Annotated in this window: 12 protein-coding genes; 11 read left to right on the top strand and 1 reads right to left on the bottom strand. The window is 44.9% G+C overall.

Translation table 11 applies throughout. From position 1 onward, the window contains the following. The first annotated feature begins 4 nt into the window (after positions 1-4). The 11 genes from J7623_RS15075 (at position 5) to J7623_RS15025 (ending at position 17,329) form a co-directional block, all read left to right on the top strand. On the top strand, positions 5-1,585 hold the full coding sequence (locus J7623_RS15075; protein ID WP_291921522.1) for a condensation domain-containing protein: 1,581 nt from the start codon (positions 5-7) through the stop codon (positions 1,583-1,585). A 53-nt stretch (positions 1,586-1,638) separates the two neighbouring features. Beyond that, complete coding sequence (locus J7623_RS15070; RefSeq protein WP_291921519.1) at positions 1,639-2,544, top strand: glycosyltransferase; 906 nt, start codon at positions 1,639-1,641, stop codon at positions 2,542-2,544. Positions 2,545-2,629: 85 nt separating this feature from the next. After that, entirely contained in the window at positions 2,630-3,007 is a 378-nt protein-coding gene (locus J7623_RS15065) for a BlaI/MecI/CopY family transcriptional regulator (protein ID WP_291921517.1), read from the top strand. A 10-nt stretch (positions 3,008-3,017) separates the two neighbouring features. Further along, positions 3,018-4,415 (top strand): M56 family metallopeptidase, encoded by a 1,398-nt coding sequence (locus J7623_RS15060; protein WP_291921514.1) that lies wholly within the window; start codon positions 3,018-3,020, stop codon positions 4,413-4,415. A 191-nt stretch (positions 4,416-4,606) separates the two neighbouring features. Further along, a complete protein-coding gene (locus J7623_RS15055) occupies positions 4,607-7,057 on the top strand; it encodes an outer membrane beta-barrel protein (RefSeq protein WP_291921509.1) in 2,451 nt (816 codons plus the stop codon). A gap of 117 nt (positions 7,058-7,174) precedes the next feature. Further along, positions 7,175-9,655, top strand: a complete 2,481-nt coding sequence (locus J7623_RS15050) for a M1 family metallopeptidase (protein WP_291921506.1) — start codon at positions 7,175-7,177, stop codon at positions 9,653-9,655. Positions 9,656-9,724: 69 nt separating this feature from the next. Then, on the top strand, positions 9,725-10,477 hold the full coding sequence (locus J7623_RS15045; RefSeq protein WP_291921504.1) for a hypothetical protein: 753 nt from the start codon (positions 9,725-9,727) through the stop codon (positions 10,475-10,477). Positions 10,478-10,560: 83 nt separating this feature from the next. Continuing rightward, positions 10,561-12,120 (top strand): glycoside hydrolase family 44 protein, encoded by a 1,560-nt coding sequence (locus J7623_RS15040; protein WP_291921501.1) that lies wholly within the window; start codon positions 10,561-10,563, stop codon positions 12,118-12,120. A 46-nt stretch (positions 12,121-12,166) separates the two neighbouring features. Then, entirely contained in the window at positions 12,167-13,423 is a 1,257-nt protein-coding gene (locus J7623_RS15035) for a glycosyltransferase (protein ID WP_291921498.1), read from the top strand. After that, complete coding sequence (locus J7623_RS15030) at positions 13,420-15,171, top strand: carbamoyltransferase N-terminal domain-containing protein (protein ID WP_291921495.1); 1,752 nt, start codon at positions 13,420-13,422, stop codon at positions 15,169-15,171. The genes J7623_RS15035 and J7623_RS15030 overlap by 4 nt, the downstream gene beginning before the upstream one ends. A gap of 19 nt (positions 15,172-15,190) precedes the next feature. Continuing rightward, on the top strand, positions 15,191-17,329 hold the full coding sequence (locus tag J7623_RS15025; RefSeq protein WP_291921492.1) for a hypothetical protein: 2,139 nt from the start codon (positions 15,191-15,193) through the stop codon (positions 17,327-17,329). A 9-nt stretch (positions 17,330-17,338) separates the two neighbouring features. On the opposite strand, the gene J7623_RS15020 is transcribed toward J7623_RS15025, so the two are convergent. Further along, positions 17,339-18,109, bottom strand: coding sequence for a 4'-phosphopantetheinyl transferase superfamily protein (locus J7623_RS15020; RefSeq protein WP_291921489.1), 771 nt, complete (start codon positions 18,107-18,109; stop codon positions 17,339-17,341). Positions 18,110-18,183 lie beyond the last annotated feature (74 nt).

Genomic DNA, 18,183 nt, shown 5'->3' with positions numbered 1-18,183 from the left:
CCTCATGGCAGAAGTACTACTGAGCGCTGTTCTTGAACTATTGGAACGGGCTAATCAACAAGGAATTGTCATCAGCCTTCGGGAGGATGAACTCATTATCAAATTCTCCCGGTCAAAGGAGATAGATCCACTCTTGCTGGCCAACCTGAAACAGCATAAAACACGGCTGAAAGAATATCTCAGCGGTCAGCTCAAGCCCAGGGGGAGCGAAATGGAAGCCGGTTATATTATACAGGAAGGCATCCGGTATTATGAGCTGGCCCCCGTGCAACGCTGGTGGGTAGACGAAACCCGCGATACTATCTTAAAGAAAAATCAGAATGGCTTGTTCTGTTTTAAAATTACAGGAGCCGGATTTAGTCCTGCGGTACTGCAGCAAACAGTATTGCATATTGCACAGCGACATGAAAGTCTGAGATCTGCTTTCAGAAAAATAGGTGATAAAAATTACCTGTGGATTTTACCGGCAGAAGAAACTCTTTTCAAAATTGAGTATAATGATTTAAGAACGATGCCCGATACTGTAAGAAGTGAGATGCTGGAGGAAATCATGAGCCGGCAGATCGATTTTGATCTGAATACAGGGCCCTTGTTCGCTACGAAGCTTTACCAGACTGGAGAAACCGAGTATTATTTTTCTATACATATGCATCATGTGGTGTACGACAGTTGGTCATTTGATGTGTTAAGACATGATCTTTTTACCGCCTACCTGTTTTATTCCGGGGGAAGAACGCCAGTGCTGCCGCCTATGAAATTTCAGTACAAAGAGTATATGTCTTTGATGAACCGACACATAAAAAAGAATGGCGAGGCACATAAAGCGTATTGGGAAAACCGGTTTCCGCATTTACCGGAAGACCTGGTCATACCGGGTGTTAAACCCGGCATGATAGGATCAGAAAAACATTGCTATGATGCGCGTAAGTTATCCGCGTTTTTATCACGGGAAGTGATAGAGCAGTTACACCTGATCGCCAGCAAGCACCAGACAGGCTTATTTGTGGTCATACAGGTACTGTTCAAATTATACCTGCGGAAGATCACCGGTCAGGAGGATATAGTTATTGGCCTGCAGGGATTTGGCCGGGATATCCTGATGGATGCGGAAGACCAGATAGGTGTGTATGCCACTACCAGCGTTATCAGAACTATTTTTTCAGGAGAAGAAAGCCTGGCTGCAACTATTGAAAAAGTGAAGTTGTCCAATGCAGACATGCACACTTATTCAGCTACTACTTTACTGGAAACCATGCAATCAAAAGTACCGCCGCCGGATAACAGGATCGGCCGCTTTACAAAGGTGCTGCTGGACTATCTCGACAGCAACGGATTTTTTACCCGCAATGAAAATACAACATCGGATACGCCGCAGGTGGCAGATATGGATATTGTACCCTTGTCGGAACTCCCTAAGAAATTTGTAATCAATACCGATATGAAATGCTTTTTTATGTACATCAACAATCAAATGGATTTCAAGATCATTTACAATGCCGATATGTATGAAGAGCCAGTCATCACCTCATTTGTTGATGGCCTTAGAAATTTCATGCAAACTACAGTGGAAAATTTTTCTGCCTGATCACCCGTAAAATAAAAATCATCTCCCCATATAAAGTAACATTTAAAAAACATATGATGGAAAGTACAAACTACAAGTATGATATCTCGGTAATAATACCTACTTACAATCGTAGCAAATTATTGAGCTATACCCTGGAATCCTTGTTGCTGCAAACGATCAGCAAAGACAGGTTTGAAGTAATTATTGCAGATGACGGCTCCGCTGATGATACGGGTGAGATGGTCAAACAATATGCAACCAAACTTAACCTGAAATACTTGTACCAGGAAGATAAAGGCTACAGGCCCGCATCCGCCCGCAATATGGGCATAAGGGCAGCAGAAGGAAAACTATGTGTTTTTATAGATTCCAGTGTTATCCTGAACTTAAATTCACTGGAAGAACACCTGAATTTTTATGCGCGCAACGGCTGGAAGGCTGCCGCTATTGGATATGTGTACGGTTTTGATCATAACGAAGAGTCAGAAGAATTTTTAAAAGAACTGGTGGTGATCACTAATCCGGCTGAATCAATCAAAAGATTATCGCAGTACTCCGTTTATCTTGATGTGCGTGATGTGCATTATACCAAGTATGAAGATAAACTGGAAGGTTTGCCGGCGCCCTGGTATTATTTCTGGACCTGCCATGTATCGGTACCCACAGAACAGTTGCTGCAGGTGGGTTTATTTGATGAAAAATTTGATGGCCGGTGGGGGAGTGAAGATAATGAACTGGCATTCCGGCTGCACCAGGGTGGCGTGAAAATAGGCCTGTTGAGAGCAGCTACTTCCATTCACTATCCTCATGGAAAGGATAAAGGAGAAAGACAAAAAGAAGGACACCTGAACTGTGCCTACTTCCATCAAAAGTTCCCTACCCTGGAAACACGGATCTTTTTCGATACATACATGAGAAATGAATTTGTAGATATTAATGATTTGATAATCATGGAGTTGGTAGGTATCGAAAAATAATTTTCCCTGTTTCAGTAAAAAAAACAAGGTAATATTTTGTTCGTACGAAAAATTTCCTACCTTTGAACTGTTCAAACATTAAGTTATGGCCGATATTAAAAATCCAGAACCCACCAGGTCCGAACTGGAAATATTAATGATCCTGTGGCAGCATGGGCCAAGTACTGTAAGATTTGTAAATGACCAGTTAAATAAAGAGAAGAGAGAAGTGCAATATAGTTCCACTCTGAAACTGATGCAGATCATGTTTGAGAAAAAATTATTATTGCGTGATGAAAGCAGCATGAAACATATTTACAGATCTGCGGAAGGTGAACAAAAAATGAAAGGATTATTACTGGACCGGTTCCTGGCATCTACCTTCAATGGCTCCGCCAGTAATTTAATGATGCAATTGCTTGATAACAGCAAAGTGTCTAAAGAAGAATTAGCCGAAATAAAGAATCTGCTTAATAAGTTATAAACGCATTCTTATGAAAACTTTATTTGTTAACTACTTTTTCTCTGGCGAAATTATCCGGGCATTATGCTGGACGTTTATACACTCGCTTTGGCAGGGATTGGTGCTGTCTGTTATTATAGCACTGGTTATTACGCTGACAAGAAAATCCCGTCCGGCGGTGAGGTATAATATGCTCTCTGCCTTGTTTGGGTTATTTATCATTACCACAGTTGCCACTTTTATAAAACAGCTTTTTGTTGCCAGGGATGCGTTGCAAATAAACGGGCGGGAATTAACCGCAATGTCTGGAGGCGCAGTATATGGCGGCACAGAGGTAGCACCCGATTTCCTACAACAATTTATTGGTTATTTCAACAGCCATGCGGCATTAATCGTTACCATCTGGTTCATCATTTTTTCCATCCGGTTGATCAGGATGTTTGCAGACATCGGGTATATTCAAAGAATCAGGTATTATGGTACACATACCCCGGACGAAAACTGGCAGATACGTGTTCATGAACTGGCCGCCCGGTTGCAACTGAGCACACCCGTTGCATTGCTGGAATCAGAACTGATAAAGGTGCCTGCCGCCATCGGAATGCTGAAACCCGTTATCCTCGTGCCATTGGGCATGTTATCAAAATTATCAGCTGATCAGATTGAAGCCATCCTGCTACATGAACTGGCACACATCAGAAGACATGATTATTTCGTGAACCTGTTGCAAAGCTTCGCTGAAACATTGTTTTTCTTTAACCCGGCCGTACTGTGGTTGTCATCCCTGATCCGCGCAGAAAGAGAAAACTGTTGCGATGATATGGTGGTAGCAGGTCCGAGTTCCAAAAAAGGTTATATCAGTGCATTGGTGGCTTTTCAACAGCATTTTGTAAACAACAGCGGCATGGGAAATATGGCTATGGCCTTTCCCGGCACACAGAATACTTTGCTGGACAGGGTGAAAAGAATAGTTAGTAATGAAAACCGTAACCTCAATCTCATGGAAAAATTAATCCTGCTCGGTAGCATTATAATGATTTGTGTACTTCCGTTGTTATTCACCAGTCCGTCCAATGCACAGCGTGTATCAGACAGTACCGCTCACCAGACAGAGAAAAAGCAGGCTGCCAGCTCAACTACGTCTACCGAAATCGGCTTTCCGGATCTTTCCCAAAAAACAGACGACCGGGAAATATATTTGTCTACTGTAACCACTACTGATAAAAACGGTTTACACTATAAGCTGGTAGCTGTTGGAGATGGTCGCCCGGTATTATATATAGATGGAAGGGAAGTGACTGCCGAATGGGAGAAAGTAAAGTATAATAAACTGGTCGGTGAAATGCTCAAAGAATTGTGGAAACGCCAGGGCGAAGAAGCCCATAGAAACCGGGCAGCCATGAAAGAAAATAATGAAGTCAAACCCTGATCAATACCCGTTTTAATAAATATCCTGGTTGAACCCGTGACGCAGGATGGTTACTTATTCTGCCTGAAAGCATAACTCCCATTGCCATTTGTGTGTTTTTTTTCGTGCCATCCATGGCGTGAGGAGAACCTGTATCCATTACCCGGTTAAAAATGCCTCCTTATAATATCCAGCATTTCAAATTTTTTTGTATGAAATTACCTTTATTGTTATTGACAATATGTCTGGCCCTGAATGTTAGTATCACCTATGCCCAGCAGGGATCGGGTGCGATCAGCGGGGTAGTTACAGACAAACATAAAAATCCGGTGATTGGTGCTACCGTGTTGTTGAGTAAAGCAAACGATACCATCGTTGTAAAAGCAGTGCGTGCCAATGAACAAGGTGCATTCACTTTTAATGACCTTGCAAACGGCACTTATGCCATCACGATCACCAGCATCGGCTTCCGGAAATTTAACGGCGCTCCGGTTACGGTCTCAGAAAATAACAGGCAACCTGTTTTAGCTGCTATCGAACTAACTGAAATGGATAACCTGCTGAAAGCAGTCACCGTAAATGCTAAAAAACCTTTTATTGAAAGAAAAATTGATAGAACCATTGTCAATATAGATGGTTTCATTGGTAATGCCGGAAACAATACCTTCGACATTCTCGGCAGATTACCCGGTCTTCGTGTTACCGAAGAAGGTGGTATAAATTTACTCGGTAAAGGAGCCACTGTTTACATCGACGGCAGGCTTACCTATCTGTCCGGCGCCGATTTGCCCGCCTATCTTAAATCGCTGCCTTCAGATCAGTTGGATAAAGTAGAACTGATACCAAATCCTCCTGCAAAATATGATGCTGCCGGAAGCGGTGGTATTATCAACATTATTACAAAAAAGAACCGGCAATTTGGATTTAACGGCGGCATTAACCTTAATGCAGGACAAGGGGTATATAGTAAAGCAAATGGTTCCGTGAACTTTAATTACCGGATCAACAAAGTAAACCTGTTTTCCAATATTGGCTATGGCGCTCCCAGGGATTTTGAAATCACCAGTGGAACAAGACGCAACCTTAACGAGCATGGCGATCCTTATTCTATCCTGAACCAGGAGTCATTCATTAAATACGCCCGTAAAAATGCGAACGTAAAATTAGGAATGGATTATTACCTCAATAGTAAAACTACTATTGGCGTGATCTTTAATGGTACAAGCCGTTCAGTGGAGGAAAGAGGTATCAATGAAAACGCGATGTACAATGGTGGTTATAAACTCGATTCCACCGTTTTTTCCAGGAATAATGTCGATAACAAATGGCGGAATGGTACCGTGAATCTGAATATGGCACACCGCTTTGATTCTACCGGTCAGGAACTCAACGTTGATCTTGATTATGCGTATTATAAATCGCATAGTGATCAGGGATTTGAAAACAATTCATATAACTTCAATAAAATATGGCTTAGCAGGGATTTCCTGCGCGGTGATTTGCCAAGGACTATCAAAATATATTCAGCGAAAGTAGATTATAGTCTCCCCATGAAAAATGGTTTGAAACTGGATATGGGTTTGAAATCAAGCGTGGTAAATACAAATAACGAAGCCAATTATTTTATTGCACAGGGAAGTACAGAAGTACCGGATTACAATCGCACAAATACTTTTATTTATGAAGAAAATATAAATGCGGCTTACCTGGAAGGATATAAAGAATTCGGAAGATTTGGTATAAAAGCAGGTGTTCGTTTGGAACAAACTAATTCGAAAGGACATCAGCTGGGCAACCGTGACCGCAGCGATTCTTCTTTTAACCGGCATTATCTCAGCGCGTTTCCAAGCCTGTTTTTATCTTATAAAATGGATTCGCTTAACAGGAACCAGTTGTTTTTTAGTTATGGCAGAAGGATCAGTCGTCCCGCCTACGATCAGTTGAATCCATTTCTTTCCCTGGTACAGAAGTATAACCAGGAAGTGGGTAATCCTTTCCTGAATCCTGAGTTTTCACAAACAGCGCAATTAACGCATGTATACAGAGATAAGCTTACCTCCAACCTGTATTATACTTATATAGAGAGCAACTTCAGCCAGGTGATCACTGCCGAGGGAGATGCTTATGTTAAACGGCCGGAAAACGTGGGTAATTTATCTTTATTGGGGGCCTTGTTCTCCTATAACCTGGATGTAACAAAATGGTGGAATATTGATCTTACCCTTAACCCGGAATGGGTGCACCTGAATACCAGCTTCAATGGCGTGCCGGTAGATACATCTTTTCTTGCCAACTCCTTTAACTACTACAACCGTTTCACCTTTAAAAATGGATGGTCCGGAGAGCTGGCATTTGACTGGGGCGGCAGAACTTTTTCGGGGCAAAGTGTTATAAAAGGTATTGCTGCGTTAAGGTTTGGCGTGAAAAAACAACTGTTTCATAATAATGGATCAATTGGACTGAATGTAAATGATATTTTCTACTCTGCTATCCGTAAAGGCAGCATTGTAAATGTTTCTCAATCAGATGCTGATTATGTAACCCGGGGCGACAGCCGTGTTTTTATGCTGTCATTTAACTACCGCTTTGCAAAAAATAATAAAGAAAATAAAAATCCCAGAGACCGTAATGGCGCCCGTGATGAACAGGGAAGGGTAAAATAACGCTACATACAACCCTGAATTAACCCCAATTTTTCTTCAACAATCAATTATCTAAACACTGCTATTACGGCACCGTTTTTACGGTGCTGTATTGTTGTGTTTATTAATCTTCCATATATGAAAACATTACCCGCATTGCTGTTCTACCTGCTGTGCTGCCTGGCTGTATCCGCCCAGGCGCCGGCAGATACCAGTATTTACAGAGCGTCGGCAGATCGCGTAAATGATCTGCAGCACACACGGCTTGCCCTTGCTTTCGATTATGAAAAAGCTTGTGCCTACGGGAAAGCTACCATCAGGCTTTCCCCGCATTTCTACGCCACAGATAGCCTTTTATTAGATGCCAAGGGCATGGATATCCAGGAGGTAGCCATCCTGCGCGGCAAAATACCGGCGCCGTTAAAGTATACTTATGACAGCACCCGCCTCCATATCCGGCTGGATAAAGTGTACCGGAGAAATGAAGCCTATACAGTATACATCCGTTATACCGCCAGGCCCAACGAATGGAAAGGTACCCGCACCGAAGCGGCCATGTTTAATAAAGGCTTGTATTTTATTAATCCCACCGGAAAAGAAGAAGATAAACCTGTTCAAATATGGACCCATGGCGAACCGCAGGCAACATCAGTATGGTGTCCTACAATTGATCAACCCAACCAGCGATCTACCACAGAAATGTACCTCACCGTTCCCGGCAAATATATGACCCTGTCAAACGGCGCTTTGATAAGCCAGGTCAAAAATGCCGGTGGTACCAGGACTGATTACTGGAAAATGGACCTGGCACATGCTCCCTACCTCTTCTTTGTGGCGGTAGGAAATTGGGCCGTGATAAAAGACAATTTCGCCGGAAAGCCGGTGAATTACTATGTGGAACCCGGTAGTCTCCCTACCGCAAAAAAAATATTTGGCGCCACCCCTGATATGATGCGTTTCTTTTCCGGCCTGACAGGCATTGATTATCCCTGGCCCAAATATGACCAGATTGCTGTGAGGGATTTCTTCACCGGAGGAATGGAAAATACTACCATCACCTTATTCACCAGCGCCATACAACAGGACGAAAGAGAACTGGCAGATGGTAACCGCTGGGAAACGAATATTGCACACGAACTGTTTCACCAGTGGTTTGGTAATTATGTGACAGCAGAAAGCTGGAGCAATCTTACCCTCAATGAATCTTTTGCCCGGTATGCAGAAGTGCTCTGGTACGAACATAAATATGGCCGGGAAAAAGCAGATGAGCTACAATACAACCTCATGTTGAATTACCTGTATAGTAACGGCAACGACAAACCGCTGGTCAGGTTCTCCTACCAAAGCAGTAATGACCTGTTCGACGCGGTGAGCTATAATAAAGGCGCCGGTATCCTGCATATGCTGAGAAAATATGTAGGCGATACCGCTTTCTTTGCCTCTCTGCATAAATTTCTGGCAGATAATAAACTCAGGTCGGTGGAAGTACCACAACTGCGTATAACCTTTGAAGAAGTAACCGGATTGGATCTCAACTGGTTTTTTAACCAATGGTATTATGGCAGCCTGCATCCTGATCTGGATATTCAGTATGTTTATAACGACAGCAGCAACACGGGAAAAGTGATCATTAAACAACTACAGGCTGGTCCTGCTTTTACCCTTCCGGTAACAATTGATGTATATACTGGCGATAAAATAGCACACTATCCGGTTACGGTAACGGGGAAAACGTATGAATTCTCTTATGATTATATCACCCGGCCAGACCTGGTAAATGTAGATGGTGATCATATTATTGTATGTACCCGCAAGGAAAACAAAACGGCAGCCAATTATGCCTTTCAGTATGTACATGGCGGGTCTTATGTTTCACGGCGCGAGGCTGTCAACTACTGGGGCTACCACCTGGATGATACTGCAGCGGTAGCATGGCTGAAACGGGCGATGAAAGATCCTTTCGACGGAATCCGATTCCACTCGCTAATGGTGATCGACGCGAAAAGTCCTGCTGTTCGTAATGCGATACAACCGGTGCTGAATGAACTGGTAACGCATGAAACCAATACGCATGTAAAAGCAAGAGCTATAGAGCTATTGCGCAACTACAATGATGTAGCTTACCTGCCGGTGTTTAAAGCCGCTTATAAAGATGCCTCCTATACTGTTTCCGGTGAAGCGTTGCAGGGAATACTAAAATTTGATACGGCATTCGTACTGCAGGCAGCGCAGGAATTAAAGCGGAAAGAGCCAAAAGGTAAACTGGGAGAGGTGGTCACTGATGTATTGATGATGAAAGGCGCCCCGGAAGATTTTGATTACCTGGCCGCAAAATTTGATAAGATGGCATTGTCGGAAAGTAAATTGAATATGTTGCGCTATTTCGCGGAATGCCTGAACAGGGTTACTGATGCCAACAGGTTTAAAAATGGAATAGATATTATTGTAAGATTCCGCGATGCTATTCCTTATCCCTATAAGGAACAAACAGATCCTTTAATAGACAACGTTATCCTGAAAGGGCTCGCTGATGGCCTCAGTAGCAAACCGGTGGCCAACGCGGGTAACGAAGAAAAAGAACAGATACGCTATATCAACGATAAGATGAACCACCGCTGATAGCGGCCCCGGAATATATTTTACCCCGTCAATACTTCTCCAATTTTATAACAGTAAAACCCAACACTCATGAATGATAACCTTATCATCCAGGACTATCTTCTTTATACAGAAGAAGATCACAAGACATGGCAGACCCTCAGCAATCGTCAGGCTTTGCTGCATGATGGCATTGTCAGTAAGGCATACCTGGAAGGCTTCCGGAAGTTGCAGCTGGACCCCAATCGTATCGTGAAAATTGATGAAATGAGCACGCATATGCAAAAAATATGCGGCTGGTCCCTGTTATCAGTAGATGGCCTGATTCCAACAAGAGATTTTTTTTACATGCTGACCAATCACCAGTATCCTATTACCGTGCCTATCAGGAAGCCATACGAACTGGACTTTAGCGAACAGCCGGATATTTTCCACGACATATACGGACATTTACCATTGCTGACTAATATAGATTTTGTGAAATTTCTGCAAACATACAGTGCTATTGCACTGAAATTTGTAGACGATGAAAGAGCGGTAGAACTCCTGGGAAGGCTTTACTGGTTTACCTATGAGATGGGTATTATTGCGGAAGATGGTATTCATAAGCCTTATGGCGGCGCTATTATTACTTCTTCCGGTGAAATGATCAATGTAAAATCTGATGCCATACCCAAACATGCATTTGATGTAGAGCATATTTTCTGTACACCTTATGATAACCTGAAATTGCAGAAAGAATATTTCGTAATTAATTCTTTTGCTGATCTGTTTAAGTCGCTCGACGGTATTGAAGCAAAGTTGAAGCATCATTTGCTGCCGGCAGACAAATTGAAGAAATAGCAACCGTTAACCCGGCTGAAAAATGTTACATTTAAAACGGGTAAAACGGGCGTTTTTCCCGGAATCGCCTTATAAAGCAGCGTATGCAAACAACACCTCCACTTTCAGACAACGTTGATTTACGATTACGTACCCGGTTCACCATTGATCCCAGTCAAGCGCGTGCTATCAGCCCTATGATCTACGGCAGCAACCAACGGTTACCGAATGTGAAACGCTTCTCTGCCTATCGGTTGGGAGGTAACAGAATCACCGGCTATAACTGGGTCAATAATATGTCTAATGCCGGTAATGATTATTTTCATGCCAGCGATGATTACCTGGTGAGGCATTTGCCGAAAGAGCAGCGACTGATACCTGGTGTGCTGCTGACTGATTTTCACCGCTCGGCGCTTCGTGATGGGGCGTATGATGTGGTGTCGTTGCCAATGGCAGGTTATGTAGCAGCAGATGGACTGGGTCCTGTGGATGAAGACGAGTGCGCACCTTCACCGCGCTGGAAGAAACTGGTATTGGAAAAACCGGCTGATTTTACCTTAACGCCGGATAACACCGCGCCTGAAGTTTATATTGACGAGTGTCTTCATTTTATTTGTACGACGGAAGGAGCGCCGGACAAAGGCGGTATCAGGGCATATATGCTGGATAACGAGCCTGCGCTGTGGGCGCAAACACATGCCCGTCTTCATCCGGATAAGATAACCTGGCAGGAGCTGGTAACACGGTCTGTCGCCTTAGCAACAGCTATAAAAAAGATAGCCCCCCAGGCCGATGTCTACGGATTGGTGGCATATGGCTTCGCCGAAATGCTGCATTTACAGGAGGCGCCAGATGCTGACACCTATGGCGATAGGTATGCGTGGCTCATTGATTATTACCTGGATAGTATGCGGCAAGCCTCTGAGCAGTCCGGTATCCGTTTGTTGGATGTACTCGATGTGCATTGGTATCCTGAAGTAGCGGGACAGTTGCGTATCACTGAACCTGGTTTAAATACGGAGGCTGCAGTATATAACCGTTTGCAGGCTACGCGCACCTTATGGCAGGAAGGCTTTAGAGATGGCACCTGGATAGCCAATAACTACGGGCATTTTCTACCGTTGATACCACGGCTGCAGGCATCGATTGACCAGTATTTTCCAGGTACCCGTCTTTCATTTTCAGAAATTAATTTCGGTGGGGGAGAACATATTTCAGGCGCCATCACCGCTGCTGATTACCTGGGTATTTTCGGTACACATGATATTTACGCTGCCTTTTTCTGGCCTTTGGGAGAAGAAAATGATTTCATTGGCGCCGCGTATAACCTGTTTCTCGATTATGATGGAAAAGGAAGCGCATTTGGAGATACCAGCATAGCAGCCAGCAGCGATGACGTGGTCAACAGCGCAATATATGCCGCTACACATGCCGGCAATAATGATCGGTTACATCTGATTATTCTCAACAAATCCACACAACCACAACTGGCTTCTTTCAACATGCCGGATATGCACCGTTATACACATGCCCTGGAATTCAGACTGGAAAAAGATAGCCCTGTAATCACCCGGCACCTGGTGCTGATGGAGGATGTTTATGAGGGAAATATTTGTTTACCTCCGTTGTCCGTCGCTCATTTTGTATTATCCACCGAAGGATAATATTATGCTTACCTGCACTTTTATTTAAGTTAAATTATACTACGCTATGTCCAGGATCGTATTCATAATGGATATCGAAGAAGGGCATCTGTTGCCTTCTTTCGGGCTGGCGGATGCTTTCAGAAAAGAAGGACACCATGTATTATATCTCAGTGTGGAAGACAACAGGGAGATGGTACGACAGCAGGGGTTTGATTTTCAACCGGTCTTTATACAGACTTATCCTCCTGGCTTCAGGGAAAAGTATAAACGGAGAGAGTATCCCGATATGCCCGAATGGGATCACCTGGAGGAGCTGACAGCCGCACCTTTCGAAACGTTGATCCAATCCCTTCAGGCGGATCTTTTTGTGATAAGCTCCTTCCTGAAGTTTGATATGCTGCTGATGTATTACCGGTTTAATATCCGCCCCGCTATATTCACGCCTTTCCTGCGAGGGCCCGGCCACCGGCTGTCAGACGATTGCATGGCTGATCTGATGCGTATGCCGGTAGAGGTAAGTGGATTGCTGATTGACTACCTGGTGCGCCATAAAGTAAAGGTAAGCACCATGAAGCAACTGGTAGCGCCCATCAATGAGTGGAAAGAATTGGTGGCCTGCCCGGAAGCACTGGAATTTCCTTTCACGGAAAAGTATCCCAATGTCTTTTACCTGGGGACTTCTCTCCGCCGAAAAGATCTGGATGAACAGCAGGATCCGGTGTTATCAGACATCTTACAAAAGAAAGGAAACCGGCCATTGATCTTCGCTTCGCTGGGGTCGCAAATAGTTAGCTATGGACCTGCCTACCAACGTTTTTTTAGCAAAATAATTACTGTAATGCAGGACCCGGCGCTGGCAGATACCTTTCTGGTGCTCTGTATTGGGCCCGACCTGCAGGTGAGCGATATGGATACGCCGGGAGAAAATGTGATGATCGTTAACTGGATTTCTCAGATCGGATTGCTGCAACATGCTGCACTGGTATTAACACATGGTGGAATTGGCACCTTAAAAGAATGCATGTATTATGGCGTACCGGTTATTGTATTCCCTATTGCACGCGATCAACCGGACAATGCCCGGAGGATGGTACATCATGGATTGGGAGAAACCGCAGATATCCTGGATGTGCCGGTAGCCGCATTGAAAAAGATGATACCCGATATATTGGCGAATGAAAGCATCCGCACAAATGTAAATGCGATGAAAGCCCTTCTGCGGAAGCAGGAGGAGGAGAATATAGCTAGACGCGTGATACAGGCATTGCTGCCAACCGATATGATGATTTCAAACATTGACCGTACAATCATTCAGTTATGAATATTATTGGTATTTCAGCTTTTTTCCATGATGCCGCCTGTTGCCTGTTGCAGGACGGTCAGCTAAAAGCAGCGGCAGAAGAAGAACGCTTCTCCCGCATAAAAGCAGATCCCTCTTTGCCTGTAAAAGCTTTCAGGTATTGTTTGCAGGAAGGAGGTTTGTCAGTGGCAGATGTAGACTGCATCGCCTATTATGAAGATCCGCAGAAAAAACTGGCGCGGCAATTATGGAGCGGTATGCTGGGAAATACACCGGATCTGCTGAAAAGGCTGGAACCGGGCATGGTCGGGAAACGTATCCGGGAAATGTTGGGATATGAAGGCCCCATTCACTATGCAGACCATCACCAGGCACATGCCGCCAGCAGTTACTTTTTTTCCGGATTTAAAGAAGCCGCCATATTAACAGTGGACGGCGTAGGGGAGTGGGCTACCACCACCTACGGAATAGGTAAAGGAACCCGGCTGTCTATTTTGGAAGAAGTTCAGTTCCCCGATTCAATAGGACTATTATACAGCACTATTACCAGCTATCTCGGGTTTGAAGTGAATGAGGGCGAGTATAAAGTAATGGGCCTGGCGCCATACGGACAGCCTATTTACACAGACAAGATCTGGCAATTAATCCAATCCGGTGAAAACGGGCAGTATAGTCTTAATATGGCATACTTCGGTTTTTTGCAGGAGAACAGGATGTATACCTGCGAGCTGGAAGCACTGATGGGAAAGCCGGCACGTATGCGGGGCGATAGTGTGGAGCAGTTTCATCAAGATGTCGCCAGAAGTTTACAGGTGGTTTTAGAAGAACTGTTGCTGGCAAAAGTGAACTACCTGCACCAGCAAACAGGCAGTGAAAATTTATGTATGAGTGGAGGGGTGGCATTGAACTGCGTGGCCAATGGCAAAATTCGCGCAAAGGGACCGTTTAAAGACCTGTTTGTACAGCCTGCAGCCAATGATGCCGGCGGCGCCATCGGAGCAGCTGCATTGGCGCATTTTTCATTGCGGGCCGATAGCCCGCCGATGAGCCCTTTGCAACATGTTTACCTGGGACCTTCTTTCTCTGGAAATGAAGTAGCGAGGCTGCTCGACTCTACTTCGCTGCAGTACCAGGATTTCCGTGGTAACCGTGAAGGACTGCTGGCGGCTACCGCAGAGAAGATCAGCGAAGGAAAAGTAATAGGCTGGTTCCAGGGAAGAATGGAATTTGGCCCCCGCTCCCTGGGCGCAAGGTCTATTATTGCTGATCCACGGAATGAACAGATGCGCGACAGGATCAACCAGATGGTGAAGAAGCGGGAAGGTTTCCGGCCATTCGCACCGGCGGTGTTGGATAAAAAGATGAAAGAACATTTCAATATCGACCACTATTCTCCCTTTATGCTGGAAACCTGCCAGGTAAAATCAGCATTGCCGTTACCAGCTATTACACATGTGGATGGTTCTGCCAGGTTACAGACCGTGCATCGCGAAAGAAATGAAAGATTTTATCAACTGCTGGAAGCATTCGACCGCCTCACCGGTTGTCCTATTTTATTGAATACTTCTTTCAATGTAAAAGGAGAACCAATTGTATGTAGCCCCGAAGATGCTATCAAATGTTTTATTCTAACGGATATAGATACACTGGTAATAGAAGATTTTATCGTAGACCGCGCTTCTAATGACCTGGAGACGCTGCGGTTTTTCTTCTCTTATGAGGCAAGCCGTTCCGCCGGCATCTCCCAAGAAGTGTACACATTTATTTAATTTATTCTAAATACTTTTTATGCCATACAGACCTTCTGAATTTACCAGGACTGTCGCTACGGAGTTAGCTGGCCTCATCTATGCCGGCAGTAAAGAGAATGAAAAAATGCAAGGATTGTTGTCGCAGTTACAGCAACCAGCTCCGCGTTTACCGGTGGAACCGGCGCCTGAAGAAAAATCAACAGCTAATGGCATAGGTATCTGGCGTGAGGTTTCTGAAAACGATGCACGAGTATATCGCCGCGATGATGCTAAAAGTGGAGAATGGCATCTCTGGGCCGATGTGGAGGCAATCCAGCCGAAGCAAAACCGGAAACGGATTTTATTGCTGGGAGAATCTGCTGCGCGCGGATTTCTTTACGATCCGTTCTATAACGTTGCCAAAGAACTGGAGGCAGTGGTCAATAAAACCACGCTTTTAAAAGGAGCAGAAGTGATTGACCTGGCGAGAACGAGTATGTTGTTGGATGGTTTGCAGGATATCATCCGGTCGGCTCACCTGCTGTCACCCGATGCAGTGGTAATCTTCGCCGGCAATAACTGGATCTTTAATGCATTTGGGGAAGTAGACAGGGATATCTGGCAGAAGCCGGGTAATAGCGCGCCTTCATCAACAGTACAAAAAGCTATGGTGGAAGAAAGGCTAACATTACTGGTAACAGGGCTGTTGGAAGATATAAAGACGCATTTCACAGACAGGAATATTCCGGTAGTATTTGTGGTGCCTGAATTTAACCTGCAGGATTGGAAGAGTAGTGCTGCGGAAACACTACAACCCTGGTTACCAGGAAACGGATGGGCACAATGGAGGGAGCAAAAAAAGTTGGCAGCAAAGGCGCTGGCTGACCACAATGATGCGTTGTTACAGGAGAGTGCGGATCATATGATCAGGCTGGATCCATCAAATCCGCTGGGGCATGAGTTCATGGCGGCATTTCATCTTCGCCGGCAGGAAAATGACAAAGCCGCCGCCTGCCTGAGAGTGGCCCGGGATACAATTGTATATATGCGGAGTGCAGGCAGCATGCCACGATGCATTACCGCGATCAGGGAACAGCTGTTGACAGCGGGACCCTTGTATGGAATGCATATGGTAGACCTGCAGGAAGTATTCGGAGAAATATATCCGGACCAGTTACCGGACCGGCAACTGTTCCTGGATAATTGTCATCTTACCGCAACAGGCATCATGCACGCTATGCGCCACACAGCACAGGTTTTGTTACAGATTTTTGCAGGTGGTGCTTATCCCCTGGAAGAGGTGCCGTTCAGCGGTATGAAGCCGGATAACAACATCTGCGCCATTGCGCACTTCAGCGCAGCCATTTACAATGCACATTCGGGGCAGCCAGCAGAAATCATACAGTATCATTGCCATCAGGCATTAGGCCTTTCCAGGCGGGTGCAGAAAGGTATGCTGCATTATATTGATTTTGCCAGCCGCTATGCATATACCCTTTTTTGTAAATCTTTTGAAGATATTATCCGGGATGGCAGCATGAGACAATATGAAGGAGGTATCCTGTTATGTCCTCCCCGTGGGAAAAAACTGATGGATATTACCCTGGTGAATGCCATTGTACAATCCCTGGAAACAGCTGGTGTTCCGGCAGCCGATACGATCCGGCAGTTGAGGATAGCGGAACATGCCATTAGTGAAAAGAAATGCGATCTGCTACAGTCGTATTATGCCAGTACATCTTATCACACGTTCTTTATAGGCAGGGAAAACCATTGCTATGAGTCCCGCCAGGCCGAAAGCAGTTTTCAGTTTGTAAGCGCCGGGTCTACGGATCTTGATTTTGAACTATGCTTTCGGACACCGTTTGCAGATACCTCCTCCCTTTCGGAGATCCGGTTATACCTGAATGGAGATAGCTCTCCGCTGGTCACTTTCGGGGCTTCGGAGAAATGGTGCAATGTGTTTTTTACTGTGAGCCGGGAAAGACTGTTAACCGGTGTTAATGAAATCATTGTCGCCTGGCCGGATGTTTCGCTATACCAGCCCCAAGGCAGCTATCACTCCCTGCCTGCATTCGTAACGGCTTTGTACCCGGTGGCAGGAGAAATTTTTTCTTTCACTGCCGTGGGGCCACAGCCTGGCACGCAGGAGGCATTGACTACTTCCATGGCTTTGGATGAAGAGATGTTACGGTAATTTTTCCCGTCAGGGCATTGAGGGACCGCTTTTTATGCCGGGAATGATGTGGCGGATACTACGTTGAAGCATACTGATATCGGCGGTAGTATTCCTGGGTAGCACAAGAGAGCAGATATGTTGCGACATAGGGAAAGAGATCGCTTTGTACTGTGCAAAATGCCGGAAGCTGCTGAGATATATGTGCTCTTTTTTTTCCAGGATGTCCACTTCAATTTGTTTAAAGTCGAACATCAGGCCTGTCCTTAATATTTTGGATAACGCCTCTTTGATGGTCCATAACATCCCGTGACTGAATGCAGCATCTTCTTTAATACCGGTCAGCAGGGAGGTTTCATGGTCGGTAATAACAGTTTCCAGGGCCGATAATGTGCTGTGATTGATTTCCTCTATATCAATACCCAGGGGGTGTTCTTCCGGATAGGCAATGGCAATGCCTATATTATCACAATGACTGATGCAAACCTGGACGTTATGGTTGCCGATATTTTTGATTACCGGAAAATTAAATATCCCAAAATCTATGTAAAAAGCAGCCATGTCATGAACACCTGTGAGATCAGCGATGGCTTGTTTCGCTGCCACCCTGCCCAACAGGTAGCTCTGTTTGCGCAGGTCAGACGGAAGATTGTTAAAATAGGTCAGTTCCCGCGGATGTAATAAGGGCAACTGTGGTATGAGATCGGGTAATGTACTGTTGATCAGGCAGAACCGGGCTTCATAAACAACTTCTTTTCTTTGAAGGGAAATACTCCCTTTTTCATAGGTCCCGTTTTTCAAGTTGGACGATTTTTTACGAATATACTCTTTCATCTTCTTTTGAACAATCATCCCGCTTGCCGAAGGGCATGACT

Source organism: Chitinophaga sp. (assembly GCF_017745275.1).
Lineage (GTDB): Bacteria > Bacteroidota > Bacteroidia > Chitinophagales > Chitinophagaceae > Chitinophaga.
The sequence above is the reverse complement of the archived record's forward strand: the minus strand, read 5'-3'. Positions and strand labels throughout refer to the sequence as shown.

Excerpts from the sequence above, each read along its gene's own strand:
- J7623_RS15075 (WP_291921522.1), top strand. The coding sequence starts at position 5 with ATGGCAGAAGTACTACTGAGCGCTGTTCTTGAACTATTGGAACGGGCT.
- J7623_RS15070 (WP_291921519.1), top strand. The coding sequence starts at position 1,639 with ATGATGGAAAGTACAAACTACAAGTATGATATCTCGGTAATAATACCT.
- J7623_RS15065 (WP_291921517.1), top strand. The coding sequence starts at position 2,630 with ATGGCCGATATTAAAAATCCAGAACCCACCAGGTCCGAACTGGAAATA.
- J7623_RS15060 (WP_291921514.1), top strand. The coding sequence starts at position 3,018 with ATGAAAACTTTATTTGTTAACTACTTTTTCTCTGGCGAAATTATCCGG.
- J7623_RS15055 (WP_291921509.1), top strand. The coding sequence starts at position 4,607 with ATGAAATTACCTTTATTGTTATTGACAATATGTCTGGCCCTGAATGTT.
- J7623_RS15050 (WP_291921506.1), top strand. The coding sequence starts at position 7,175 with ATGAAAACATTACCCGCATTGCTGTTCTACCTGCTGTGCTGCCTGGCT.
- J7623_RS15045 (WP_291921504.1), top strand. The coding sequence starts at position 9,725 with ATGAATGATAACCTTATCATCCAGGACTATCTTCTTTATACAGAAGAA.
- J7623_RS15040 (WP_291921501.1), top strand. The coding sequence starts at position 10,561 with ATGCAAACAACACCTCCACTTTCAGACAACGTTGATTTACGATTACGT.
- J7623_RS15035 (WP_291921498.1), top strand. The coding sequence starts at position 12,167 with ATGTCCAGGATCGTATTCATAATGGATATCGAAGAAGGGCATCTGTTG.
- J7623_RS15030 (WP_291921495.1), top strand. The coding sequence starts at position 13,420 with ATGAATATTATTGGTATTTCAGCTTTTTTCCATGATGCCGCCTGTTGC.
- J7623_RS15025 (WP_291921492.1), top strand. The coding sequence starts at position 15,191 with ATGCCATACAGACCTTCTGAATTTACCAGGACTGTCGCTACGGAGTTA.